This is a genomic window from Ketobacter sp. GenoA1, assembly GCF_003671475.1.
Classification (GTDB): domain Bacteria; phylum Pseudomonadota; class Gammaproteobacteria; order Pseudomonadales; family Ketobacteraceae; genus Ketobacter.
The window spans coordinates 181,871-205,891 of record NZ_RCHM01000044.1; the positions used below are offsets into that span (position 1 = coordinate 181,871).

Genomic DNA, 24,021 nt, shown 5'->3' on the forward strand with positions numbered 1-24,021 from the left:
TCCCCAAAGCCACGCATCGTACGGTGTTTATAATCTAATCACTTTTTTTATAGTTTGCCAAACATTATTTGGTTAACTAACGAAACCCCAGCCTACGATATGTAAACAGTGCAACAACCAGGAAACTGTCAATCGATAATTGTAACCGCTCAGTAGTGGCTCTGGTTGATTTGCGTTAACCGATGCTTTCTGCTGGCTGCATTCCTGAATCACTATCGCATTTACGGTCGGACTTGTTTTGTGCATTGCGGCTATCCACAAACAGAAGCAACGGCACAAAGAATAAAAAATTAACCGCCAGGGCGATGGCCACCGTAATCGCCGTCAACAGACCCATACTGGCATTGGGGTAGTAGTGAGAGAATGACATCATGCCGAAATTCGCGGATATCACCAAGGTGGTGGCAATCAACGCGATGCCCACTGTTTTAAAAGCGTAACGTGTTGCCTCTATATTGGAGAGCTTGCTTTCCTGCCGGGCACGGATGTACTTGCTGAGAAAGTGAACAGTGTTATCGATGACTATACCCAAAGTCATGCACGCCACGATGCTTACGGATATGCCGATCTGACCATCGATCAGCGCCCAGACACCAAATGAAATGATCGCTGGAAACAGGTTGGGCAACATGCTCAGCAGGCCGTATTTCACTGATTTCAATGAAATTATCAACAACAGCGAGACCACAACAAGAGCCAATGCCGTTCCCACCAGCATGCCCTGGCCGTTTTGGTAGGAGAGCTCCCCCAGCAACAAATCGAATCCCACACCGCGCACCTGCATGTAGTCCGGCAGCTGCTCACTAATCCAGCGGTCGGCGCGGGCTTCGAAGTCCAGAATCTCATTGGAACTGACACCGCCCAACAACACATTGACGCGGATGGTGGACTGATCCATATCGATCTGATTTTCCAGCCCCAAACCAAAGGGCAATGACATCTGGAACATGAGGGTGTACTGGGCAATCAGGTCCCGCTGCTGCGGAATACGGTAGAACTCAGGGTCCCCACCGTTCATATCCCGGTTGAGACGTTTGATGGTGTCTGAAAACGTCGACACAAACTCCACTTCCGGTTGCTGCCGTGCCCAGTGGGAAAACCGCTCCAGGCCATTCATGTATTCCGGGTTCATAATGCCCGCGGGCTCCCCGGACGGAAAGGCAAACTGCAGCCGATGGTTGCCGGTGAGTTCATTCACCATAAACTCGGTGGCACGCCTCACTTCATAGGTTTCATCAAAGTAGTCCATCCAGACATCATTGAATTCATTTTTCGCACTCAACGCCGCCAACCCCAGAAACACCATGGAGGACAGGATAAACACCGGCTTGCGGTGATCCACCACAAAGTCCGCAAATCCATCCATCAGGCGGTGATCATGATCACCGCCGCGAAAACGCTGCTGTGGCAGAAGCACCAGCAATGCCGGCAGAAAAACCACACTTAAGAACCACGCCGCCATCACCCCGATGGACACCATATTGGCCATGTCCGCAAAGGGTGGGGATTCCGAGCTGTTTAAAAACAGGAAACCGATGGCGGTGGTGAGACTGGTAAGAAACACCGGCTGGGAATTGACCCGTAAGCTCTCAAAGGTCGCCTGGTACTTGTCGGCACCGTTGCGTATCTGATGCTGGTAGGTGATCAGCAGGTGGATACTGTCCGCCACCGCCAAGGTCAGAATGATGGCCGGCGCGCCCCCCATTACCGGGGTCACTTCAACCCCCAGCCAGATGATCGTTCCCATGGCGATGATGATCGACAGTGTAATCACCAGCATGGTCTGCAGCACCGACACCACACTGCGCAACATGATGAACAGACAGACGACAATGGCCACCGCACTGTAGATTGAGGTGGAACTGAGTTCCGCCTCAGTGGTGGAGCGGGTGGCACTTTTGAAGGCGACGATGCCCGTCAACATGATGTCCACCCCCGGGTACTGCGCCTCAAACTGATCTCGCAGATCGTCCACGTAGGCCATGATCATGGGGGAATCCTGCCCGCTACGATCCTCGGTCACCACGGTCACCGATACCGACGCTGCGTGCCCGGATGTGGACACCACATTGTTCACCAGATTCGGCTCCGCCAGCGCAATGCGCCTGATCCGCTGAATGTCGGCATCGCTTAAGGCATCCAGATCCCCCACCAGATCATCAATGACCAGCTCATCCCCATCCACCTCGGTGTGCTGAAAATTGGTGAGCGAATCCACCCGTTGGGTTTTGGGAATGGACCACGCCGCAGCCGTGAGTTGCTGCAGTAACTGCAGGTTGCGACGGGTGAACACATCACCATTGTCGGGGCGCACAATCAAAATGACGTTATCATCCCGGCTGAACTGGTTTTCCAGCGATTCCAACCGTTGCAGCCCCTGGTTATCCGCGGCGAACAGGGCACGGGAATCGTTATTGAATTCGATATGGCGAAACCCGGACCCGGCCAGCACCACCCAGGCCAGGGTAACCAGAATACACACCCAAGGGTGATTGATGATGAACAGCTGCGCTTTCTGGACCAATCCGGGGCGCAGGCCCTGGCCCTGATAGGGATCGAACTTCATGACACTATCTCTTTGAAATATGGTGTAATTTGGTTTTGTTATGGAGCACGATCACCAGCTTGTGGACCGCCAACACTTGCTATACGATCGTATAGTCTACTAATTCTGTCAACCACCAATGGATCAACATGCAACCGGATGACAAGCAGGCCAGCCGCCTGGACATACTCACCGCCGCCGCCAACCTGTTCTCCGAGCTGGGTTATAACGGTACCTCTTTCGCCGCCGTGGCCAACGCCGCCTGCCACAGCAAAGCACTGGTGCAATATCACTTTCCCAGCAAGGAACAACTGTGGAAAAGTGCGGTTCAACACCTGTGGCAGCAACGTGACCAGGCGCTGCCCCGGTACCTGGATGAGCAATTCCTGTCGCAACTGGATGAGCAGGCACAAAACCAGATGATCCGCCAACTGTGCCGTGGCCTGATCCGGTTTACCGCCGATAATCCCCAGTGGGTGAAGATCATGTACCTGGAGGCCTCCAATCCGGGCCCCCGCCTGGAATGGATGGTGGAGGAATTCTTCCAGCAGGATTTCGCCGCCGGCTCGGCCATGGTGGAACTGGCGCAGCAGCGCCACCTGCTGCCGGAAGCGGATCCCATGAGCATGCTGTTTATCCTGGGCGGGATGGTGATCCATTACGTCAACGTGGCCCCCATCACCCGCCAGGTCACCGGCATCGACCCCCTCACCGACCAGCAGATAGATCATTACGTGGACAACTTCTTGCGCATCCTGCAACGCCCCTGATCCACTACCCCTTGCTTTCTGCCACCCATCCATCTTAGTATACAGCGTATACTCAATGCAACGCCAGCCGTCACCGATAACAAGAACGCAGAATCAGGAGTCCGCCATGAACGACCACGCCCAATTGCCACCCGGCCCCAAGGAGTTCAAATTCAGACAGGCTCTGAAGATGGGCCTGAGCATTTACGACTACCTGCAACAGTGCGCCGACGAATTCGGCGATGCCTTTACCCTGAATCTGCCGGGTATGGAACCCATGGTGTGGGTCAGCCGGCCGGATATGGTGAAAAGTTTTTTCAGCCTGAAACCGGATCAGATCGACCAGTCCAAACTGGCGATTCCCATTGATGTGGGCGACAACCAGACCGGCTTCATCAATAACGAAGAACACGCCCATTCCCGCAAGGTGATCATTCCTCCCCTGGTGTCCAAACGACTGCATGACCGCGCCCAGGTGATGCATGAAATCGTCACCGAACACATCGACGCCATGCAACCCGGCGCCGAATTTGATATTCCCCGCCTGGTGGGGGATATCACCCTGGACATCGCCTGTTATACCCTGCTGGGTTTGCGCAGCGGTGAGAAACGGGATCAGTACCGCGACCTGATGCTGGCGTGGATTCAGGCTTCCACCAACAACACCATGTTCTTGCTGGGCAATATGGTGGGGCCCTCCAAATGGCGTAACCGGCTGCATAAGGCCTATCTGAAGAAAACCCGCAAAGGGGATTTCGGCCATGGCAAAAAAGGCATACTGCCCTGGTCGTACTCGGTGGAACTGAAGGCACAGCTGGCGGATATGATGCGCCGGGACATCCGCGAAGCCCGCGAGAACCCGGACGCACAGCGTAACGATGTGATGTACACCGTATCCCATGCCCGCTACGAGGACGGTGAACTGCTGCCGGAAGAACGGGTTATATCCGAGGCCATGGCCATGTTGATCGGTGGCCACGAAACCAGTGCCGCCACTTCCGCCTGGTATATGTTGTGGCTGTTGAAACGACCGCATGTCTATAAAAAGATGCACGACACGGTATTACAGTCGCTGGCAGAAGAAGGTCGCTTTGACCCCATGAAAATCACCGAGATTCCCTATCTGAATGCCTGCCTGTCGGAATCCCAACGGCTGACACCCTCCGCGGTGGGTACCATGCGCTGCCTGATCAAGGAAGCCAAAATCGGGCCGCTCACCATTCCGCCCAACACCAATGTGTTGGCCGCCGCGTATCTGACCCACCGCCGCAAGGATGTGTGGGGAGACGATGCCCTGGAATTCAGGCCTGAACGCTGGCTGCAGGGCAAACTACCCAGCCCGTTCGAATATTACCCCTTTGGCGGCGGGCGCCGTGCCTGCGTGGGATCCAATCAGGCCAAACAGCAGCTGCGCATTATTTTTGCCGAGTTTGCCCGCCGCGTGGAATTTGACTCACCCTATGCCCACACCGAACAATGGCCGGGACAACAACAGGTGAGCGGCCAGACTGAACCCCAGGGCGGCGTACCGGTGACCGTCACCACGGTACGCCCCGCCCACTACGGCCTGCCCGGCTCCAGCCTGCAGGCCGCCAGCTAAGGGTGCCCTGTGCGGGGGTCATCACCCCCGCACAGGCGCCGTTAAACGCTAGTAATATCAGGGCCAGCTGCTATGATTGGGCGCAAAAATTGCCGCCCATTACCAAGAGGCCCATTATGATTTCCCGCCTACGCACCGCTTTTTTAACGGCTCTGTTGCTGTGTCTCAGTGCTTGCCAGAGCATGTACTACGATGCCATGGAGCAAGTGGGTTACCATAAACGGGACATTCTGGTGGATCGGGTGGAGGATGTGCAGGACGCGCAACAGGATGCCAAACAGCAATTTTCGTCAGCTCTGGAGCAATACCAACAACTGATAAAAATAGAAGACCAGGACCTGCTGGATAAATACAACGCCCTCAACGACGAATTCGAAGACAGCCAGGCGGCGGCGGAACAGGTCAGCGAGCGCATTAACGCGGTGGAAAGCGTATCCCAGGCCCTGTTTGAGGAATGGCAGGAAGAGCTGTCTTTGTACAGCAACGCCAACCTCAAGCAACAGAGCGCAGCCCGGTTGTCCAGCACCCGCAAGAAATACAATACGCTGATCCAATCCATGCGCCGGGCCGAAGCCCGCATGCAACCGGTGCTGGCCGCCCTGCAGGATCAGGTACTGTATCTGAAGCACAACCTGAACGCCCGCGCCATTGATGGCCTGAAAGGTGAACTGCGCACCATCGAAACCAATGTAGCGCGGCTGATCCGGGATATGGAAGCCTCCATTGCCCAGTCCGAAGCCTTTATTGCCGAACTCAATCAGGCCGGATAGCTTACGCCTTGACTCACACCTTGGTTACGGCAGATACCATCTGCAACAGTAAAGCGGTTGACCCATTGACAATGAAAGGACTAAAGTACCAAACGGATAACCCAATAAGATAAGAGACCATCAGGTCCGTATCCAATTAATTAAAACAAAAAATAAAAAATAAAAATGAAAAAATCAGCCGTAACCCTGACTGTGGCCATGGCGTCATGCCTGCTGGCCTCTACCGAAGCCTGCGCCCAGCTACTGAACAATCTGTCCATTGGCAACCCCAAGGCGCTTGGTATGGCCCATGCGGTCACCGCCGATCCACCGGGCATTGATTCAATCCACTTCAATCCCGCCGGACTGATTCAGATCAAGGGGCGCCAGGCCAGCGTCAAAGCGCTGATCGCCAGCGTGGAGATTGAATCCAAATTCGGTGAACCCACTCTGCCCACCGACGTCTACGATGTCCCTTTTGATCCGGGCAATCCCAACCCCAGCCCCATCAGCGACAAGCAGTTGTATTACAACCTCACCCAAAGCTGTCAGGACGATTACCCCATTGCCGACGACACCAACATCGATCAGGTGGCCGCCGCCCATGATCTCTGCTGGGGCATTGATCCGGTGGCCAACAGTACCACCACCACCGGCAGCCCGGTGCTGATGGTGCCGTTTATGGGGTTGCAAGAAAGCCCGATTCTGCTGCTGCCCATGGGCGGCATGGCGTTCGAGGGCCCTTCCGGTGGCTGGGCGTTCGGGTCAGCGGTTTATGTACCGGAAGGCATCGGCTACACCCGGGATCTGGACAGCGGTGGTGCCTATCAGGGCCATCAGGTGGGCCTGACCCGACTTACCTACTTTTCACCCACATTGGCGCTGCAGGTAACCGATACCCTGTCCGCCGGGGTGGGAGTCACGTTTTCCTATCACGGCCTGGGCATCAAAACCAACTTTCGCGCATCCGGACTGACCCTGGGTTACCTGCGCAACCTGAATTCCATCCCCGATAGCCCGCTGCCTGCCATTGATCTTGGCCCCTACGACAACGTGGGTCTGCTCACCATGGAAATGGAAGATCTGTTTTCCGTGGGGTTCAGTTTCGGCATGCTGTGGGAAGCCAATGACTGGCTGACCCTGGGCTTCAGTTACAAGAGTGAATCCGTCTCCGACCTGGAGGGGGATTACAGCATGGAGTACACCAGCAATTTCGTCAAAACCATGAAAGGGCTGCAGGAAGGCGGCCTGGATGCCATTCTGCCGCTGCTGGACGGTGGCAGGGTGAATGCAACGGATGTGGAGAAAGGCACCGTAAAAACAGAGTACATCGTGCCGCAGACCGTGTCCTTCGGCGCCTCTCTGCAGGTGATGCCCGATCTGAAAGTGAACCTGGATGCCAAATGGATTGAATACAGCCGCTGGGATGAGCTGACCTTCAGCTTCAGCCAGAACAATGACTTCCTCACCCTGGCCAGCGTGATCAACACCCTGGCCGGACTGGATTACGCCGATCCGGATGAAATGCGCATTCCCCGCAAATACGAGGACACCTGGTCCTGGGCCATTGGCGCGGAATATCAGTGGAACGACAATATCGTGTTACGGGCCGGATATGAACCCCGCAGCTCGGCCATTCCGGAAGACCGCACCGACCTGCTGTTTCCCATCGGCGATGCCGACCTGTTCACCGCCGGTTTCGGCTGGCGCTATGACAATCTGACCCAGGTGGAAGCCGCCATCGGCTACATGCATTCAAACACCAAAACCGATGCCTGTGAGTCCGTTAACGCCAACAGCTGCCGGGAGGGGGATGTGGTGTACAACCCCTATTTCGCCACTCCGTTTGAAAACGAGGTCAATGCCTATCTGGTGGCGTTGTCCATCGATCGCAAGTTCTGATCAGACCGCGCCATGACAGCCGCAGAATCAGGATACCGCTGCTAAATCGGTAACCTGATTCTGTAACTGCGACAGGTTGTTTTTATGCCCGATGGCGATCAGCGGATCAGGCCATCATCAATGAGCTGCTGAAAGTGATCAACAAAGGTTTGCTCCAGAGGGTGGTACTGCAGACCCAGGCGTTGCTTGCTGCGGCTGTTATCGAATTTGAGCGGATGCCCCACATTTTGTTCGATAAAACGCGGTTTGGCGCTGGCGTCCATCAACCTGCCGAACCATTTGACGATCACCTTCGGCAATTCAAAAAACGGAAACTTATACCGCTTACCAAAATGCTTTTTCAGGATGGTTGCCACTTCCAGCATGGTGGGCTCGCCATTGGAAATAATATGGCGACCCTCCGCATCCGCACGAAAAGCCGCTTCCACATGAGCCCGGGCCACATCCCGCACATCGACCCAGCCCAGACGCATTTGGGGTACCCCGGGCCATAGGCGGCCATTGCCCAGGCTGCGTAAGGTATCGATGCTGGTGGAATGGCTGTACTTGGTCAATGCCGGCCCGCCCACCATACTGGGATTGATGGTCACCAGATGCCAGCGGGACTGGGCATCATGGATCTTCCAGGCTTCCTTTTCCGCCAGAAACTTGGAATAGGAATAGGGTTGATGCTGCAGGCTACTGGAAAAATTCCAGTCCTCCTCATTGAAAACACCCCGGGGATTCTTACGCAGATCGGCATTATCCCCAAACACGGCCGCCACGCTGCTGGTCAGCACCACTCGTTTTACGCTGGCGGTGCGATTGGCCGCCTCCAGCACGTTGCGGGTGCCCTCCACCGCCGGTTTGATCAGCGCCTCCTGCGGATCTTTAAACCCCCGCACCACAAAGGGCGAGGCGGTGTGCATCACCACTTCGCAACCAGCCATGGCCTCATCAAAACTGCCCTCGTCCAGTAGGTCCGCCTTAAACAGCTTCAATGTCCCCTGCGGTGCTGCGGCGGCAATCTTCTGCAGGGGGCCCACAGACTTCTCACTGTCCGGATTGCGCACGGTTCCATGCACCGTGCAGCCTTCTTCCAACAAATATTTGATAATCCAATTTGCAATGTAGCCTGATGCTCCAGTCACCAGCACCGGTTTGGTCTTATCGATGATCTGTTCCATGTTCAATCCATAATTCGCAAAGATGACGTTTTAATGGAGCGAACCCTATGCCAATTTGCCCATTAACTCAATGGCTGTACCGCCACGATCCCCTGTCCATGATTGGCCCGGCAGGGTGAATGGCCGGTATTCGGCCAAGGATTTAACAGATGACATGGTCAACCATAATTGACCATATCCGAGTATCGGGATACACTGGGCAAACATTAACAACGGAATTGGATCATGCTGGAACTGATCAAAGAGTACCTGGGCCCCTACTATTTAATTGTTAAATTCGTACATGTCTTTGCCGTGATGGCCTGGTCATGGAGTACCGCGGTTGCCTACACCTCGTATCTGAAACCGGCCTATATAAAGTGGCGCAAGAATCCGGCCGACCCCATACTGCTGCAACGACGGGATTGGGCATTCGAGCAGTTTGATCGGGGGGCGGTCATTGAACATACCGCTTTTCCGGTGCTTGTGATCAGTGGGGGCCTGTTGTTTGCGTTGGGCGGCTGGGATATCGGGTTTCACTGGTTGATGCTGAAGTTGTCCATCGTGGTGTTGATTTTCTTTCCCATCGAAATCGCCGACTACTGGCTATCTCATATGGGTGGCAACAAATACCGAATTCGCGCCTCAGGTGACGCCGAAAAATATCAACGCTACATTCAGCATCACTGGCACTTCTTCCGCATCACCACACCATTGATTACCCTGTTTATGCCAATGGTGATCTTTCTGGCCATCGTCAAACCGGCTTTCAACTAGGTTGAAATACCGCCCCCGGGGAACACTCCAGAATTTCCCGCAGGGCGGTGGCCCGCTCCTTGCCAATACGGCGAGCCAGCTCTGATTCCAGTTCATGCAGGGCTTTCGCGGCCTGCCTTCCTTTTTCAAGGCCGGCGCGGGTCGGCAGAATGCGCTTACTGCGTTTATCCTCTGCATCCACCACCAGCGTCAGCAAACCCCGTTCAACCAATTCATTAACCGTCTTGTTCACCGCCTGCTTACTTACCCCCAAATGCCGCGCAATATCCACCGCTGTGTTACGCCCTTCTGCCAAATTCACAAACACGGCAGACTGGGCTTTGCTGAAAGCGGTTTCACCGCTGGCCGCCAGAATATTCTGCAGACTGGCATCAAACCAGTCGTAATAGTTCAACAACAGCTGCATCAGATTAACGGGATAGCCCACGTCAACCTTTTCCATCGGTTTGAGTTTATTCATAAACTGTTTGTCCAGTGAATTTGCCCCAGTATACACTAACCGTTTCCAGCCCTCCGCAATGGGAGTTCTATACTCGTGCGTCGCACCAGCAAGTTGATCCTGGCGCTGTATGCCCTGTCGGCCATTATGCATTTTTACGTAGCCATGCGTTTATTGCCGAACTTACCGGTTGCGACCGGCATCAAGGTGAGTTTGGGCATTGTGTTAGTGGCCTCAACGCTTCTAATTCCGGCAGCCATGATCCAAAGCCGTAAACAGCACAGCCTAGTCAATACGTTGATTATATGGTGCGGACTCATCTTCATGGGGCTGTTGTCCAGCCAGTTTGTGTTCACCCTGGTGCGGGATCTGTTATTGCTGACACTGCACCTGGCCGAACAGGTTGCCCATCTGGATTTTCTCTCTCCCAATTGGCTCAGCGTCAGCGCCACGGCTGTTGTGTTGGCCAGCCTGGCCATCACCGGCGCGGGATTTCTCAGCATTGTATCAGGCCCGGCGGTGGTAAAAGTAGAGATCCCAATTCAGGACCTGCCCGCAGAGCTGGAAAGTTTCCGTCTGGCACAGCTGTCTGATATACACATCGGCCCCACCATCAAGCGCCGCTTTTTGCAGAAGGTGGTGGCACGGGTAAACGAACTGGCAGTGGATGCGGTGGTGATTACCGGTGACCTGGTGGATGGCAGAGTTCACCAGCTGGGGCGGGAAACACAGGCACTGGCGCAACTGAAATCCGCAGCCGGCACCTTTTTTGTGACCGGTAATCATGAGTACTATTGGCACGCGGAGGAATGGGTTGCCCTGTTGAAAACCCTGAACATTCGCATCCTGATGAATGAACATGTGGTGATTTCCCACCAGGGCAAACAGGTGGTCATTGCCGGTGTGGCGGACTATTCTGCCCACCAGTTTATCGCGCAGCACCGCAGCGACCCAGAGCGTGCCCTACGTCACGCACCCGCCACCGCCGGCCTGAAAATTCTGTTGGCGCACCAACCACGCAGTATATTTCAGGCCAGAGAAAGCGGTGCCCATGTTCAGCTTTCCGGTCACACTCATGGTGGGCAATTCTGGCCCTGGAATCATTTTGTTCCGCTGCAACAACCTTTCACCAGTGGACTGCACTGGTTTGAAACCATGTGGATTTATGTCAGCCGCGGCACCGGCTACTGGGGCCCACCCAAGCGCTTTGGCGCACCGGCGGAAATTACGCTGATCCGGTTTGTGCGGGCGGAACTCCAGCAATGACACCACCGGCAGCACCCGGTTATAAACGCATTCTTATGCTGACCTGGCCAATTATACTGGCCAACAGCGCCACCCCGTTACTGGGCCTCGCCGACACCGCTGTGATCGGCAACGTGGCCGGTGCGGCCCACCTGGGCGCCATTGCTCTGGGCGCCCTGCTGTTTAATTTTATTTACTGGGGATTCGGCTTTCTGCGCATGAGCACCACCGGCTTTGTGGCGCAGGCATCCGGTCGCAACGACCGCACCAGCATTCTTGAAACCACGCTGCGGGCACTGTGCATGGGCCTGTTGATTGGTGTCTGCCTGACACTGTTGCAGTGGCCGCTGGCAAAATTGGCGTTCTCATTATTTGGTGCCAGCGAGACGGTGGAAGCCCTCTGCCAACAGTATTTTGCCATCCGCATCTGGGGTGCACCTGCCACTCTGGGTACCTATGTATTGATGGGCTATTTCATTGGCCAGGGATTAAGCCGCCGACTGTTGCTGCTGCAGTTATTCCTTAACGGATTGAATATTGGGCTGGATATTGTGTTTGCGGGCTACCTTGATATGGGCGCCAAAGGCATTGCTTTGGGAACCGCTATTGCGGAATGGAGCACCTTGTTTCTGGGCCTGGTATTGGTGCGGCAACACCTCGGACTGGGCCAGCCTGCTCTCGATTTACAGCTCTCACATTTGCCCTGGGGTGAGCTGTTGAAAGGCGACAAAGTCAAGCCGGTGTTGCAGGCCAATGCCAACCTGATGATCCGCACCCTGTTCCTGCTACTGGGTTTTGCTGTGTTTACCGACCAGGGTGCGCGCTTTGGTGATACCACCCTGGCCGCCAATCATATTCTGCTGCAATTCATTTCGTTCAGCGCGTTCTTTCTGGACGGTTTTGCCTTTACCTGCGAATCCCTGGCGGGCAAGGCACTGGGCCGGCGTAACCGCCCTCTCTTTCTATCGGTGGTGGCCAGAACCACCTGGCTGGCGGCGGGCACCGGCATTATTCTGGCCACCGCGATCATGTTGTTCGGGCCCGCCTTGCTCACGGTTCTCACCGATTTGCCTGCGGTCAACTCGACCGCACTGAACTATCTGCCTTACTGTGCCTTTTATGTGGCGATATCCTTCGCCGCCTTCCAACTGGATGGGCTGTTTATCGGCACCACTACCACCGCGCCGTTACGCAACGCCTCAATACTGGCCACCAGCGCTTTTTTGTTGTTGATCGCAAGCCTGACCCCGGCTTGGGGCAATGCCGGTTTGTGGAGCGCTTTTATCGGTTTTGTCTGCCTGCGGGCCCTGTTTCTGGGGGCTTACTTCCGCCATCTGCTGCGGCCACTGGCAGCCTGAGCAGAGGCTCTCACCAGGGCTGCTGTCACAGCAGCCATTACACCTAAGGAGCAGCAGCCGGATCAGCCGACGGGTCGCCGCTGGGTGCGGGTTCCGTCATGGCCGATTGCAGAAGCGCCTCAATGGGAAACGGGCTGCCGTTCAACAACATCACGCCATCCTCAAGGGACGCCCGCAGCACCAGCTTACCCTGCTCCGGCAGCAGCAGGCCCTGTTGCATGAATGGCAGCACCGTGTCCGCAAATTGACTGCCGACAACCGACGCCTCATCCAACTCCAGATTCACAGCACCATTGAACGCCGGTAGGAACTGCAGCGGATCGTCCAGATCCGCAAAACTCACACCACCCGGCAAACCGTTGTAACCCAGCCTCATGTCCGCGTGATGTTGTGCCCCCAGGGCCGCCACATCCAGTCGCTGTGCAAACCCCAGCCCCGGTTGAAACAACGCTTGCATCACCTGTTCAAGCTCGGCCTCCAGTTGCGGGGTCAATTGCGGCTCGCCCGTTTCATCCGTGGGCAACGTGCCGGACTGAAACTGTTGTTGAATCTGCATGGACACATCAGACCAGCGCTCCAGGCCGGTGGGGGAGACACCGGTGAATTCCAGGTGCCAACTGGCTGCAGTGATGGGCAAAGGGGATTCTATGCTTTCTATTTCCAGGGTTTGAAAGTAATCCATTTTGCCCTGGTTAACCTGGTTGCCACTGTTCAGGTTCAGGTTCTCCAATATCAGCACCATGGACTTCGAGGTCAGCGCCAGCTTGGGGATACTGAACACACTCTCCCCCACCATGGTATAGGGGGAATTGCCCGTATAACTCATGGAACCGGATGCCTCCGCCATGTCCAGCGCAAAACCGGCACTGAGCACATTGCTGGCTCGCACCAGCAGACTGGCATCAAACCGGGTCAACGCCTTATTGGAACGCAATGACAGATTGGCACCGCCAAAACGAATATGATCCTGGCCCTGGTCCATCTCATAGGCGGCAATATCCAGTTCCGTTTGCGCCGACTGATCAAAATAGATAATGGTACGGAGGTTTAAGGGCGCAGCTTCCAACCAACGGGATAGGGTCTGCTCCACCCCTTCCGCACTGCTTCCGGAAAGGCTCAGGCTGCCGTAGCCCAGGCCCAGGCGTGGCCCGATATCCGTCAGTAACAGCGGTCCGTGGTAAAAACGGGACTCAACCAGCAGATCAAGGGGCTGCTGACCCAGGGCCGGATCCCCCAGCAATTGATCCAATGACAGGGTCACACGCACCACGGCATGGGAACGAAACCAACCCCGATCATAGGATTGCGGTGCCACGGCAATACCTGCCTGCAATGGCATATTGGCAATTCGTTTTTCGTAGGCTCGCTCCAGTGCGAACCCCGACACCAATGGAAAACTCAACAGCACCCCAATTACAATCACCACCACATACGCCAATAGCTTTTTCATCAACACGCCTTTTTAATCTTTATAAATCTGATAGTTATAGTAAGCCTTCCACTAATGATAGCGAACCATGAAACATTTGGCGCGAGAATGCATGAAAATGTGGCACACCACTCATCCTGTGGATACACATTAAGGGATTTCATGTCCGGCGCGGGCAGGCATTCGAATCATTCGTCAAGGGGATAAAAATCGAAGTGCTGCAGTGGATTACACTGTGGGAGCAGGACAGCGCGGCCTTTTATCATTACATGAGCAATCAGCTGGCACGCCGCAATACCCAATCCCTGAATTGAGAAACCGGCATGGGTTTGGCCAGATAAAAACCCTGCACCCGGTCACAGCCCATGCGGGTAACCGCCGTTAGGGCCTCCTGATCCTCAACCCCCTCGGCGACCGTCTGGATCTGCAGTGCACGGGCCAGTTTCACGGTGTTTTCCACTATGCGGTAATCGCTGTCGTTGCGACCCATCTGGCTGATAAAACTGCGGTCGATCTTCAACTCATGAATGGGCAGGCGGCTCAAATACGCCAATGAAGAATAGCCGGTACCGTAATCATCCAGTGCGATACTGCATCCAGTGGAGGCCAATTGATTGAGGTTTTCGATCACCGTTTCAAAATTATCGCTGGATGAGGTTTCCGTCACTTCAAAAACCACATCCGACAAGTTGACCATGTGCAACTCCGCCATAGACGTCACAAATGAAATCAACTTTGCTTCCATCAGATTCTGGATAGACAAATTGATGCTCAAGGTGAGTATTTGCCCGCTCTCATTGAAGCCGTGCAGCAAATTGAAAGCCTCTTCGATAACATAACGGCTCAGCTCCGGCATCAGTCCCGCTTCCTCCGCGACCTCGATGAACTCAACCGGAGAAACCACACCAAAGCTCTCGCTGTTCCAACGCAACAACACTTCGGCACCACACAAGCGATTGGTGCGGCAATCAAACTGCGGTTGCAGGTACAAATCCAACTCCCGCACACGGATCGCTTCCACCAGCTCACCGGCGATCGCCAGGCGGCGCCGGCCAAAGGCATCGATATCAGAGCTGTAGATGGTGATATTGTCCGAACCGCGGAAACAATAATCCCGTGCGGCACTGGCATGCTGGACCAGCAGATCAGCCCGGTCACCGTGCTTGGGATAAATCGCAATACCACACTTGGCTTTCAGGCGCGCAGACGTGCCACCAACATCAATGGCCGTTTCGTGCAACTGCATCACCCGGTCAATAAACTCATGAATGGATCGATAACCCTCGCCCATTTTGGCCAGCAGTGCCAAGCTGCCGAATTCGGTTACCGCGATGTAGAAACGCGCGGATTTTTCCACCGTGATGGTTTGAATGTCCGTCGACAATTCCTGATTAAGACGCGCGCTGACCCGGGCAAACAAATCTTCCGCCAGGCGCCGCCCCATGGACGATGAAATCTCCTTGAACTGAGGAAAGTACAGCATGGCCAGGGCAAATGAATCGTACCCGGAACGATGATCAATCAACTCACCCAGCCGGTTCAGCAACAACGAATCATTGGGATAGTGGGTGATGGGATCGTGCAGCGCCTGTTGCAAAGCCTGATCCTGCACCTGAACGATGGCATGCTGCGCCGCCTTCATCTTTTCCATGGCAATCAACTTATGTCGGCGTTCTTCTTTGATGCGGTGGGCCAGGGCAAAGGAAAACAGCAATGCTTCCAGCATTGAGCCTGCCTGAAACGCATGGTTAGTCAACTGGGACGGCTCGATATAACCAAATATATTTGCCAAATACAAACTGCTGCCGAACACCAGGGCAGCGGTGGCAAAAACAAAATAGCGCGCAATCTCGATTCCCGAAATCAAGGCACTGATGCCCGCAATCAACACCAGCAGCATCGACAGGGCACCCACACACCCGGCCAGAAAAGCGCCATTATCCGGCACATAAAGCACATAGACCGCCACCAACAAATTGACCACACACATAATCCGCATCACCAGTTGCAATACCGTGCCCAGGCTCTCGCTGCGCAAAAAACACAGTGAGAAGCACAGCAACCAGAACAGGGTAAAACAGGCCGACAGCGGTAAAACATAACGGGTCAAATCCGCATTCAACCAGACATAACGTGCCCCCAACCCCGAGATCGACAGCATCAAACCCACGATAGAGAGCAACGTCATCACATAGTAACCATAGGTGACATCGGCCATAGAGATAAACAGGAAGCTGTTGTACAGCAGCAACGCCACGATTACCCCGAAATACACCCCCCACAACAACGCCTCCATGTTCTGGCGGGAAACCAGATACTCCACGGTCCACAGTTCCACCGGAATCTGCAATGAGGTAGTGGATTCCACCCGGATATAAAAATCCACCTCGCCGTTGATGTAATCGGGAATCGGGAAATTGATATTGTGGGATCGAAAGGTATGGGGATCCCTGCGCACGGTTTGCAGATCACTGCTCCACAGCACCCGTCCAGCGCTGGGGTCATAAGCATGAATAGCCACCTTCTGCAGCAGTGGATAGGGGATTACCAGATGCCAGCGCTGATCGCTGTACTGCGCCAGGTTCACCCGCAGCTTGAGCCACACCGCAAAATCCACAAACCCGAAGTTCAGTACATGGCCGGCTGTATTCCTGACCCAGGCATCGGACGTCAACACATCATCCAGCGCCAGCGTGCGGGATGTATCAACCTGGTAACTGACAAACGCATTGAGGTTGTAGAAATCATAGGCCGCTTTTTCAGTCTGAATATGCTCCATCGCCTGCGACGTTGAGCACATTGCAAACAGCGAACTGATCACAAATAAACCAATTCCAGTGGTTGTCAGCTGCCGGCAAGACCTCCACAAGGTTCTCACCATTAACTTGAATCCGTTCAATATTTCGCACTCTGTTTTTTGACGAATCTGAAATCTGGTCCAGACTTCCAATGCTAAGTAATCATTATAGATGGAACTTTGGAATGAGCACATTACACGGAGAGTACCGCCGCCACGCGCGCACCAACATCAAGACATCGGTTTCAATCAGCATGGACGACAATGGCTTGAACACCAAAACCCGGGATGTCTCCGAAAGTGGCATTTGCATCGCCAAGCCCAGCGAACTGACGCTCACCCCTGGTCAAACTGTAAACATTACCTTCGATCGACTGTCCAAGTTGTCGGTACCGGCCACCATCATTCGGGTGTCGGACAATCAGATCGGTTTATCACTGGAGAATATCCGCTTCAGCGAACAGGATATTACGGGCATTATTCAAACTGCACCCTGGCATCAGCGGGCCAAAGTGGCCATCAAGCGCAGTTTCTGGAAAAATACCCGCAGGCTGGCCATTCTGGTCACCAATACGCTGTTGCGGAAACCCCTGCTTAAATTGATCAATCCCAGCTTTATCTTCGCCGTGTACGGCAATGAGAAAGACGTCGGCACGTACTACACCCCTTTCATGGCGCGCCTGATACCGCCGCTGATGATCGGCAGCGTGATTCGCAATCGCAACCGCACCGGCATCATGGTGGCGTCGAAGTTTTATGAACACGAACTGGCCGAAGATTCCAACAAAGTGCGCACGTACCTGCAACAACTGCAGGACGAGTTTCCTCATATTGATACCATTGCCCTGGTTGGCAGGTTACCCAACTTTGTCATGAAGGCCGGCAAGGAAATCCAGCGCCCCTACGTGGACGGATCCATGGGCACCCGCTACATGATCTGGGACGTGGGCCGGCAAATGAAGGCACTCCCCAAGTACAGCGGTGAAGAATGCATTGTCGTGTTGGGCGGCGCCGGCCGCATCGGCAACATGGTGTGCGAAGATCTGACCCGCGTGTTTCGCACCGTAATTGCCTTTGACCCGCGTTATGACAAGCAAGAAGAGATCTACACGCCCATAGGCAAGATCATCCGCAGCAGTAATCCCGACATTCTCAACAGCAGCAGACTGTTCATCGGGCTGACCCATCACGGTGATGCCATACGCAATGTGATTCCTTACCTGCCGGCCGGCTCCCTGGTGGCTGACGACACCCACCCCTGCATCAGCCTTGAAGCCCGGCAGGAAATGAAAGCCATGGACATCGAGGTGGAGAAAATCGTGCTGTTCCACGAGGAATTTTCCATGTGGCCGCGCATGCCCGGCTGGAACAACCGCGCCATCCCCGGCTGCCTGGTGGAGGCCCTGGTGCTCAAGGAACAGGAAGATACCGATGTGGGTAATTTCGACAGCTTCTGCCATACCGCCCACAGCATCGGATTTGAGGGAAGACTCATAAAACCCCTGGACGAATAGCGTACAAGCATCGAGTTACGCGCTGAAAAGACATATACTTTCCTGTACCCTCGCCACTCACAGGAAAGTATATGTCTTCCAAGAACAGCCTCTCCAATCCAAAAAATCAGATTACCATCCGCAATGCCACCCTGGGCGATGTCGCCGGCATCTGTGATCTCAGCAATCGGGTTTACGCCAATACCGGCATGTATGGATACTCTGAGGGGGCTGTGACCGGCCAGATCAACCACTTTCCCCAAGGCCAGTTCGTTATCATCATCAATGATACCGTGGTGGGCTACTGCGCCACGTTCCGCATCGACGAGAACCTGGCTTTGAAAGAGCACAACTGGACGGAGATCACCGGCAACGGCTATGCCTCCCGCCATGATCCCGACGGCGACTGGCTCTACGGCATGGAAGTGGCGGTCGACCCTGATTACCGCGGTTACCGACTGGGGCAACGGCTCTACAATGAGCGCAAAAAACTGTGCGAAAGCCTGGGCCTGAAAGGGATCGTCTTCGGCGGCCGCCTGCCGACCCTGGCCAACCGCCTGAAGCGCTTCGGTTCCGTGGAAGAATATGTGGAGCAGGTCATTCAGAAGAAGCTGCGTGACCCGGTGCTGACCTTTCAGATCAACAACGGTTTTGAGGTCATCGGCATCATCCCCCACTATCTGGATGCGGATGTCCAGTCCAAGGGCTACGCCATCCATCTAATGTGGCGCAACCCCAAGGTACCGGTGGATGAACCCAATGCAGGCAAGAAAAAGTACGGTGGCAGGGTGCCGGATTCCATTCGCATCGGCTCGGTCCAATACATGCAACGGCGGGTGCATTCCTTCGAAGAGTTTCTTTCCATCGTGGAATATTTCGTGGATGTGGTGGCCGACTACAAAGGGGATTTTGTGGTCTTCCCCGAGCTGTTCGCACTGCAGCTGCTGTCCATCGAGGATCAGGCTCTGTCACCCATGGAATCCATGGAAGCCCTCACCAAATACACGCCCCAGTTCAAGGAAGCGCTGCGGGACATGTCCCTGCGCTATAACATCAACATCATTGGCGGATCGCACCCCACCATCATGCCCAACGGCCGGGTGGAGAATATCGCCTATATATTTCTGCGGGACGGCACCATTCACGAGCAACCCAAAATTCACCCTACTCCCAATGAAGTGTACTGGTGGAATATTGAGGGCGGCAACACGCTGAAGGCCATCGAGACCGATTGCGGCCCCATTGGTGTATTGATCTGTTACGACTCGGAATTTCCCGAACTGGCCCGCCATCTAACCGACCAGGGCATTTCCATACTGTTCGTGCCCTTCTGTACCGATGAACGACAAAGCTATCTGCGGGTACGCTACTGCTGTCAGGCCCGCGCTGTGGAAAATCAGATTTATGTGGTGATGTCGGGTAACGTGGGCAACCTGCCCAAGGTCAATAATATGGACATCCAATATGCCCAGAGCTGCATTCTCACCCCCTGCGACTTTCCCTTCTCCCGGGACGGCATTGCCGCGGACACCACCCCCAATGTGGAGATGATTGCCTTCGCCGATTTACGCCCGGAGACCTTAATGATGGCGCGCAACAACGGCACCGTGAAAAACCTGCAGGACCGACGACACGATCTGTACAGCCTGAACTGGCGCGGCAAATAGCCCGGTTACAAACGAGGCACCGGGGTGGGCCTGTTTTTCAACACTATTTCTCGACAAAGGCCCGCTCGATCACATAATGCCCGCGATCACCATGACGGGCCTCCTCAAAGCCCCGCTCATCCAGTATGCGGCAGGTGTCTTTCAACATGGAAGGGCTGCCGCACAACATAAAGCGGTCATGCTCCGGGTCCATCGGCGGCAGGCCGATATCGCTGAACAGTTTTCCACTTTCCATAAGATCGGTCAGTCGGCCCTGATTTCGAAACGGCTCACGGGTTACGGTTGGGTAGTAGATCAGCTTGCTGCGCACCTCGTCACCAAAGTATTCGTTATTGGGTAACTCATCGGCAATGAAGGATTCATAGGCCAGATCCGCCACATGGCGCACACCGTGGGTCAGTATCACCTTGTCATAGGCCTCATACACCTCGGGATCCTTGATGATGCTCATAAACGGAGCCAGACCAGTGCCCGTACTCAACAGGTACAGGTTGCGACCCGGGTGCAAATGATCCACGATCAGGGTTCCGGTGGGCTTGGTACTGACAAAGACCTCGTCACCCACCTGCAGGTGCTGCAGTTTGGAGGTCAGCGGGCCATCCTGCACTTTGATGCTGAAAAATTCCAGCTGCTCCTCATAGTTGGCACTTACAATACTGTAAGCCCGCAGCAACGGGCGCCCTTCATTTTCCAGGCCGATCATGGTGAAGTGACCGTTTTTGTATCGAAAGCCCGGATCGCGGCTGGTGGTGAAGCTGAATAGAGTCTCATTCCAGTGGTGCACACTGGTGACACGTTCGGTGATCAGATTGGCCATGGTGATGCTCCCGCTGCAATGAATACTGGCTGACACTATAGAACTGGGCAGATTATTGGTAAAATGGTTTATATTGATATAATTAATCGATTTTATAGATATGAAATTTACCCTTAGACAGATCCAGGTATTCTTGGCCACAGCTCATTTCGAGAATATATCCCGGGCAGCCGACAGCCTGTCCATGTCCCAGTCAGCCGCCAGCAGCGCTTTGGCGGAGCTGGAATCCCAGTTCGACATCAAGCTATTCGACCGCGTGGGCAAAAGGCTGCAACTGAATGCCCTGGGCCACGCCCTGCGCGGCCAGTCGGAAGCGCTGCTGCGGCAGGCGGAAGATCTGGAGGTGGCCCTGCAGCAACACTCCGCCATCGGCCACCTGAAAGTGGGTGCCACCCTGACCATCGGCAACTATCTGGCGGTGCATATCATGAGCCGTTTTCTGCAGGATAAACCGGAAGCGCGAGTAGAGCTGGACGTGGCCAATACCGCCAGCATTGCCCGTAAAGTAAAAAACTTTGAACTGGATGTGGGCCTGATCGAGGGTGAGCTGTCCGACCCGGAGCTGGACATCACCCCCTGGATGAAGGATGAACTGGTGGCATTTTGTGCCCCGGAGCATCCCTATGCCGACAAAAAGAAGCTCACCGACCAGGATATCCTGGCCGCCAACTGGATACTGCGGGAACAAGGCTCAGGTACCCGTCAGACCTTTGACTGGGCCATGCACGGTGTTCTGCCGCAACTCACCGTATTGCTGGAGCTGCAGCACACTGAAGCGATAAAACGTGCCGTGGAAGCCGGCCTGGGCATCGGCTGCCTGTCACGGGTGGCCTTAAAGGAGGCGTTTGCCCGTGGCAGCCTGGTTCCTCTGCCCATGCCGCAACGCAACCTGAAGCGTGAATTCTATTTTATCCTGCACCGGCAAAAATACCGCAACAGCAGTATTGATGCCTGGCTTGCCCTGTGCCTGGAGCTCTTCCATTAATCCCATCACCGCGAATCGGGTTTGGTTGATTTTTTATGCTGATACATGCGTTCATCGGCCAGCTTGATCCAATGATTGGCATCCCCAATTTCCACCTCACCCAGGGTGACCGCGCCATAGGAAATCGCAATCCCCACATCGTCATACTCACTCAGCCGGATGGAAACCAACACCTCATCGAGCTTTTTAATAAACTGCGCAGCCTCACCGGCGCCTGTTTCCCGCAGCAGCAACAGAAATTCATCACCGGCGTAACGATAGAAACCATCAGTTTCACGTACATTGGCGCGAATGCATTTTGAAAACTCAACCAGCACCTGATCACCGGCCTCATGGCCGTAATTGTCGTTGACCTGCTTGAAATCATTGAGGTCAATGAACAGCAGGGTCGCCACCGTTCCATAGCGCCGCTGAAGCGCTATACACTCATTCAGGTCAGCAATGGCGTAGGGCCTGCGTACCGCCATGGTCAGAGGGTCAAATTTTGCCAGCTGTTCCAACTGGCGATTGCTCTGCTCCAGCTTTTTCTGTGCCATGCGTTCTTCGGTGACGTCTCTGGCCATGCCCACCATAAACAGCAGTTCACCGGCGGCGGAGCGAACCGGTAGCCCTTCATCATGGATGTATCGCACCGTTCCATCACGGCCCAATATGCGGTAATTGACATCCCAAATTCCCTTGCGATGATTATCCACTTCTGCATTCAGCAGGTGCCGGTCTTCCGGCAGCACCGCATCCATAAAGCTGGTAGGATTATGCATCAGGCTTTCGATGGTGCGCCCCCAAATCTGTTCATAGCGATTACTGACGAACAGCACTTTGGTGATACCCGGCGTGGACATCCAGACAACGGCGTTAACATGATTGGCAATACTTTTGAATTTCGCTTCCGACGCCAACAACTCTTCCTCATACTTACGGCGGTAGGAGATGTCCTCGATGATGGCAATCAGATACTCAGGAACACTGGACTCGCCCCGGTAGGGTGTCATGGTGAAGGTGACCCACACATCCTGGCCCTTACTGTCCAACAGCCGCTTTTCGAAGCGCAGGTGTTCCACTTCACCACTGATCAGGCGCCGTATGGTCAGGCGATTGGCATTACGCTCCATAACCGGCGTCAAATCATCCAGCTTCATCTCTTCCAGATCGCGCCTGGGATAACCCAGAATAGCTGCCAACTGGCGATTAACTTTGAGAAAATGACCTTCCAGGCTGATCTGGGCAATCCCCACCGGGGCCAGTTCAAATGTCATTCTGAAATGTTCTTCCAGCTGGGCTGCGTGACGCTCGATGTTCTCCACCTTGGACACATCCAGCAGGTTCACCACCGCGAAACGTTCCTGCTCAATCTGATAGAGCCCGATCTGCACTTCCACCCGCTTGATTTCATTGCGTGCGGTGGATAAGGCCACCGGATTACGCATAGTACGTTCACCACCACTGCGGAAAAACAGATTGCGATATTCGATGTGATCACCCCGCGCTGCTTCCGGTATAAACTCTTCTATCTCGCGGCCGATCAATGCATCGCTTTCACATTCGAACAGTTTTGCGGCCCCCTGATTTGCCACTACAATGGTACCGGACTCCGTCACCACCAGAATCGGGTTGGGTGCCGCGTCCAACAATTTTTGCCGGGATGATATTTTACTGTGTTCTTGCAGGCGTGCACGCAAGCCGGTTAATGCCACCCAGGAAAGTGCCCCTACCACCACCACCGTACCCACGCTCAGTGCCAGAACCAGCTGCAACAATGTATCGCGCCGTCTCTGACCGCTGGCATCTTCCCGCAGCAACTGCGCAGACTGAATGTGAAACTGGGTGATCAAGTCCCGCAATGCTGCGGAGGCCGCCATGTCATCCACCCGAATCAATTGATCGATCTCCTCAACGGAGGCACCCTGATTGTGCAGCATGCGAGCCTGTTCCAGCTTGAGTTCATACTTGCGCACCACCTGCTCAATCAGTTTCACCTGCGCATCAATGGAAGGGTTGTCGGAACGGGCTTGAGTGGATTTGAATATCGTGGAAAGTTGCTTCAGATTTTCCAGCGTTGCCTGATAATAGGGCTCTTCTCCGCGCAGCACATAATTCTTGAAATTATGGATAAAACCGGTGTAACCAAGCTGGTGAATTAACGTGGAAATCCGCGCCTGGCTGTCTAATGATGCCCGTAGCTGGCGGGAAATTTCTTCCTGCTGGCGCTGCATGGTGTGATTCAATGCGGTGATGGCAAGCGCGGCAATCACCAACAATGAAGCAACATATATTAGGTGTTTGGGTTTCACCAACAGCTCATCCTTGACGTCATCACTGCCGGG

General features: G+C 54.6%; 17 protein-coding genes. 10 read left to right on the forward strand and 7 right to left on the reverse strand.

Annotated elements, in window-relative coordinates; genetic code table 11:
* Positions 1-175: 175 nt before the first annotated feature.
* Positions 176-2,566, reverse strand: a complete 2,391-nt coding sequence (locus D9N13_RS20100; RefSeq protein WP_290593687.1) for an efflux RND transporter permease subunit — start codon at positions 2,564-2,566, stop codon at positions 176-178.
* A gap of 128 nt (positions 2,567-2,694) precedes the next feature.
* On the opposite strand from D9N13_RS20100, the gene D9N13_RS20105 reads away from it, so the two are divergent.
* The 4 genes from D9N13_RS20105 to D9N13_RS20120 all read left to right on the forward strand — a co-directional run bounded on the left by D9N13_RS20105 (position 2,695) and on the right by D9N13_RS20120 (position 7,545).
* A complete protein-coding gene (locus tag D9N13_RS20105) occupies positions 2,695-3,315 on the forward strand; it encodes a TetR/AcrR family transcriptional regulator (protein ID WP_290593689.1) in 621 nt (206 codons plus the stop codon).
* Positions 3,316-3,421: 106 nt separating this feature from the next.
* Positions 3,422-4,894: a cytochrome P450 gene (locus D9N13_RS20110; RefSeq protein WP_290593691.1), complete on the forward strand. Its 1,473-nt coding sequence runs from the start codon at positions 3,422-3,424 to the stop codon at positions 4,892-4,894.
* 116 nt (positions 4,895-5,010) lie between these two features.
* The gene (locus D9N13_RS20115) at positions 5,011-5,664 is read left to right on the forward strand and encodes a DUF2959 domain-containing protein (protein WP_290593693.1); all 654 of its coding nucleotides are present in this window, start codon (positions 5,011-5,013) and stop codon (positions 5,662-5,664) included.
* Positions 5,665-5,829: 165 nt separating this feature from the next.
* Positions 5,830-7,545 carry an OmpP1/FadL family transporter gene (locus D9N13_RS20120; protein ID WP_290593695.1) on the forward strand — a complete coding sequence of 572 codons (1,716 nt, stop codon included), beginning with the start codon at positions 5,830-5,832 and terminating at the stop codon, positions 7,543-7,545.
* A gap of 98 nt (positions 7,546-7,643) precedes the next feature.
* On the opposite strand, the gene D9N13_RS20125 is transcribed toward D9N13_RS20120, so the two are convergent.
* A complete protein-coding gene (locus D9N13_RS20125; protein ID WP_290593697.1) occupies positions 7,644-8,711 on the reverse strand; it encodes an SDR family oxidoreductase in 1,068 nt (355 codons plus the stop codon).
* Positions 8,712-8,936: 225 nt separating this feature from the next.
* On the opposite strand from D9N13_RS20125, the gene D9N13_RS20130 reads away from it, so the two are divergent.
* Positions 8,937-9,467: a hypothetical protein gene (locus D9N13_RS20130; protein WP_290593699.1), complete on the forward strand. Its 531-nt coding sequence runs from the start codon at positions 8,937-8,939 to the stop codon at positions 9,465-9,467.
* Here the strand turns inward: D9N13_RS20130 and D9N13_RS20135 are convergent.
* Complete coding sequence (locus D9N13_RS20135; protein WP_290593701.1) at positions 9,460-9,927, reverse strand: MarR family winged helix-turn-helix transcriptional regulator; 468 nt, start codon at positions 9,925-9,927, stop codon at positions 9,460-9,462. The two genes, D9N13_RS20130 and D9N13_RS20135, sit on opposite strands and share 8 nt — an antisense overlap.
* Positions 9,928-10,002: 75 nt before the next feature.
* Between D9N13_RS20135 and D9N13_RS20140 the strand changes: the two genes are divergently transcribed.
* Together D9N13_RS20140 and D9N13_RS20145 are read left to right on the forward strand one after the other, a co-directional pair.
* The gene (locus tag D9N13_RS20140) at positions 10,003-11,172 is read left to right on the forward strand and encodes a metallophosphoesterase (protein WP_290593703.1); all 1,170 of its coding nucleotides are present in this window, start codon (positions 10,003-10,005) and stop codon (positions 11,170-11,172) included.
* Complete coding sequence (locus D9N13_RS20145) at positions 11,169-12,509, forward strand: MATE family efflux transporter (RefSeq protein WP_290593705.1); 1,341 nt, start codon at positions 11,169-11,171, stop codon at positions 12,507-12,509. The genes D9N13_RS20140 and D9N13_RS20145 overlap by 4 nt, the downstream gene beginning before the upstream one ends.
* Before the next feature lie 43 nt (positions 12,510-12,552).
* Here the strand turns inward: D9N13_RS20145 and D9N13_RS20150 are convergent, their stop codons facing one another.
* On the reverse strand, positions 12,553-13,959 hold the full coding sequence (locus tag D9N13_RS20150; protein WP_290593707.1) for a DUF945 family protein: 1,407 nt from the start codon (positions 13,957-13,959) through the stop codon (positions 12,553-12,555).
* A 256-nt stretch (positions 13,960-14,215) separates the two neighbouring features.
* The gene (locus D9N13_RS20155) at positions 14,216-16,759 is read right to left on the reverse strand and encodes an EAL domain-containing protein (protein ID WP_290593709.1); all 2,544 of its coding nucleotides are present in this window, start codon (positions 16,757-16,759) and stop codon (positions 14,216-14,218) included.
* 161 nt (positions 16,760-16,920) lie between these two features.
* On the opposite strand from D9N13_RS20155, the gene D9N13_RS20160 reads away from it, so the two are divergent.
* Together D9N13_RS20160 and D9N13_RS20165 are read left to right on the forward strand one after the other, a co-directional pair.
* On the forward strand, positions 16,921-18,249 hold the full coding sequence (locus D9N13_RS20160; RefSeq protein ID WP_290593711.1) for a PilZ domain-containing protein: 1,329 nt from the start codon (positions 16,921-16,923) through the stop codon (positions 18,247-18,249).
* A 71-nt stretch (positions 18,250-18,320) separates the two neighbouring features.
* Positions 18,321-19,895, forward strand: coding sequence for a bifunctional GNAT family N-acetyltransferase/carbon-nitrogen hydrolase family protein (locus D9N13_RS20165; RefSeq protein WP_290593713.1), 1,575 nt, complete (start codon positions 18,321-18,323; stop codon positions 19,893-19,895).
* A gap of 43 nt (positions 19,896-19,938) precedes the next feature.
* On the opposite strand, the gene D9N13_RS20170 is transcribed toward D9N13_RS20165, so the two are convergent.
* Positions 19,939-20,712, reverse strand: coding sequence for a ferredoxin--NADP reductase (locus D9N13_RS20170; RefSeq protein ID WP_290593715.1), 774 nt, complete (start codon positions 20,710-20,712; stop codon positions 19,939-19,941).
* A gap of 100 nt (positions 20,713-20,812) precedes the next feature.
* On the opposite strand from D9N13_RS20170, the gene D9N13_RS20175 reads away from it, so the two are divergent.
* Positions 20,813-21,697, forward strand: a complete 885-nt coding sequence (locus tag D9N13_RS20175; RefSeq protein WP_290593717.1) for a LysR substrate-binding domain-containing protein — start codon at positions 20,813-20,815, stop codon at positions 21,695-21,697.
* 5 nt (positions 21,698-21,702) lie between these two features.
* On the opposite strand, the gene D9N13_RS20180 is transcribed toward D9N13_RS20175, so the two are convergent.
* Entirely contained in the window at positions 21,703-23,988 is a 2,286-nt protein-coding gene (locus tag D9N13_RS20180) for a PAS domain S-box protein (RefSeq protein WP_290593719.1), read from the reverse strand.
* Between the last annotated feature and the right edge of the window lie 33 nt (positions 23,989-24,021).

Excerpts from the sequence above, each read along its gene's own strand:
- D9N13_RS20100 (WP_290593687.1), bottom strand. The coding sequence starts at position 2,566 with ATGAAGTTCGATCCCTATCAGGGCCAGGGCCTGCGCCCCGGATTGGTC.
- D9N13_RS20105 (WP_290593689.1), top strand. The coding sequence starts at position 2,695 with ATGCAACCGGATGACAAGCAGGCCAGCCGCCTGGACATACTCACCGCC.
- D9N13_RS20110 (WP_290593691.1), top strand. The coding sequence starts at position 3,422 with ATGAACGACCACGCCCAATTGCCACCCGGCCCCAAGGAGTTCAAATTC.
- D9N13_RS20115 (WP_290593693.1), top strand. The coding sequence starts at position 5,011 with ATGATTTCCCGCCTACGCACCGCTTTTTTAACGGCTCTGTTGCTGTGT.
- D9N13_RS20120 (WP_290593695.1), top strand. The coding sequence starts at position 5,830 with ATGAAAAAATCAGCCGTAACCCTGACTGTGGCCATGGCGTCATGCCTG.
- D9N13_RS20125 (WP_290593697.1), bottom strand. The coding sequence starts at position 8,711 with ATGGAACAGATCATCGATAAGACCAAACCGGTGCTGGTGACTGGAGCA.
- D9N13_RS20130 (WP_290593699.1), top strand. The coding sequence starts at position 8,937 with ATGCTGGAACTGATCAAAGAGTACCTGGGCCCCTACTATTTAATTGTT.
- D9N13_RS20135 (WP_290593701.1), bottom strand. The coding sequence starts at position 9,927 with ATGAATAAACTCAAACCGATGGAAAAGGTTGACGTGGGCTATCCCGTT.
- D9N13_RS20145 (WP_290593705.1), top strand. The coding sequence starts at position 11,169 with ATGACACCACCGGCAGCACCCGGTTATAAACGCATTCTTATGCTGACC.
- D9N13_RS20150 (WP_290593707.1), bottom strand. The coding sequence starts at position 13,959 with ATGAAAAAGCTATTGGCGTATGTGGTGGTGATTGTAATTGGGGTGCTG.
- D9N13_RS20160 (WP_290593711.1), top strand. The coding sequence starts at position 16,921 with ATGAGCACATTACACGGAGAGTACCGCCGCCACGCGCGCACCAACATC.
- D9N13_RS20165 (WP_290593713.1), top strand. The coding sequence starts at position 18,321 with ATGTCTTCCAAGAACAGCCTCTCCAATCCAAAAAATCAGATTACCATC.
- D9N13_RS20170 (WP_290593715.1), bottom strand. The coding sequence starts at position 20,712 with ATGGCCAATCTGATCACCGAACGTGTCACCAGTGTGCACCACTGGAAT.
- D9N13_RS20175 (WP_290593717.1), top strand. The coding sequence starts at position 20,813 with ATGAAATTTACCCTTAGACAGATCCAGGTATTCTTGGCCACAGCTCAT.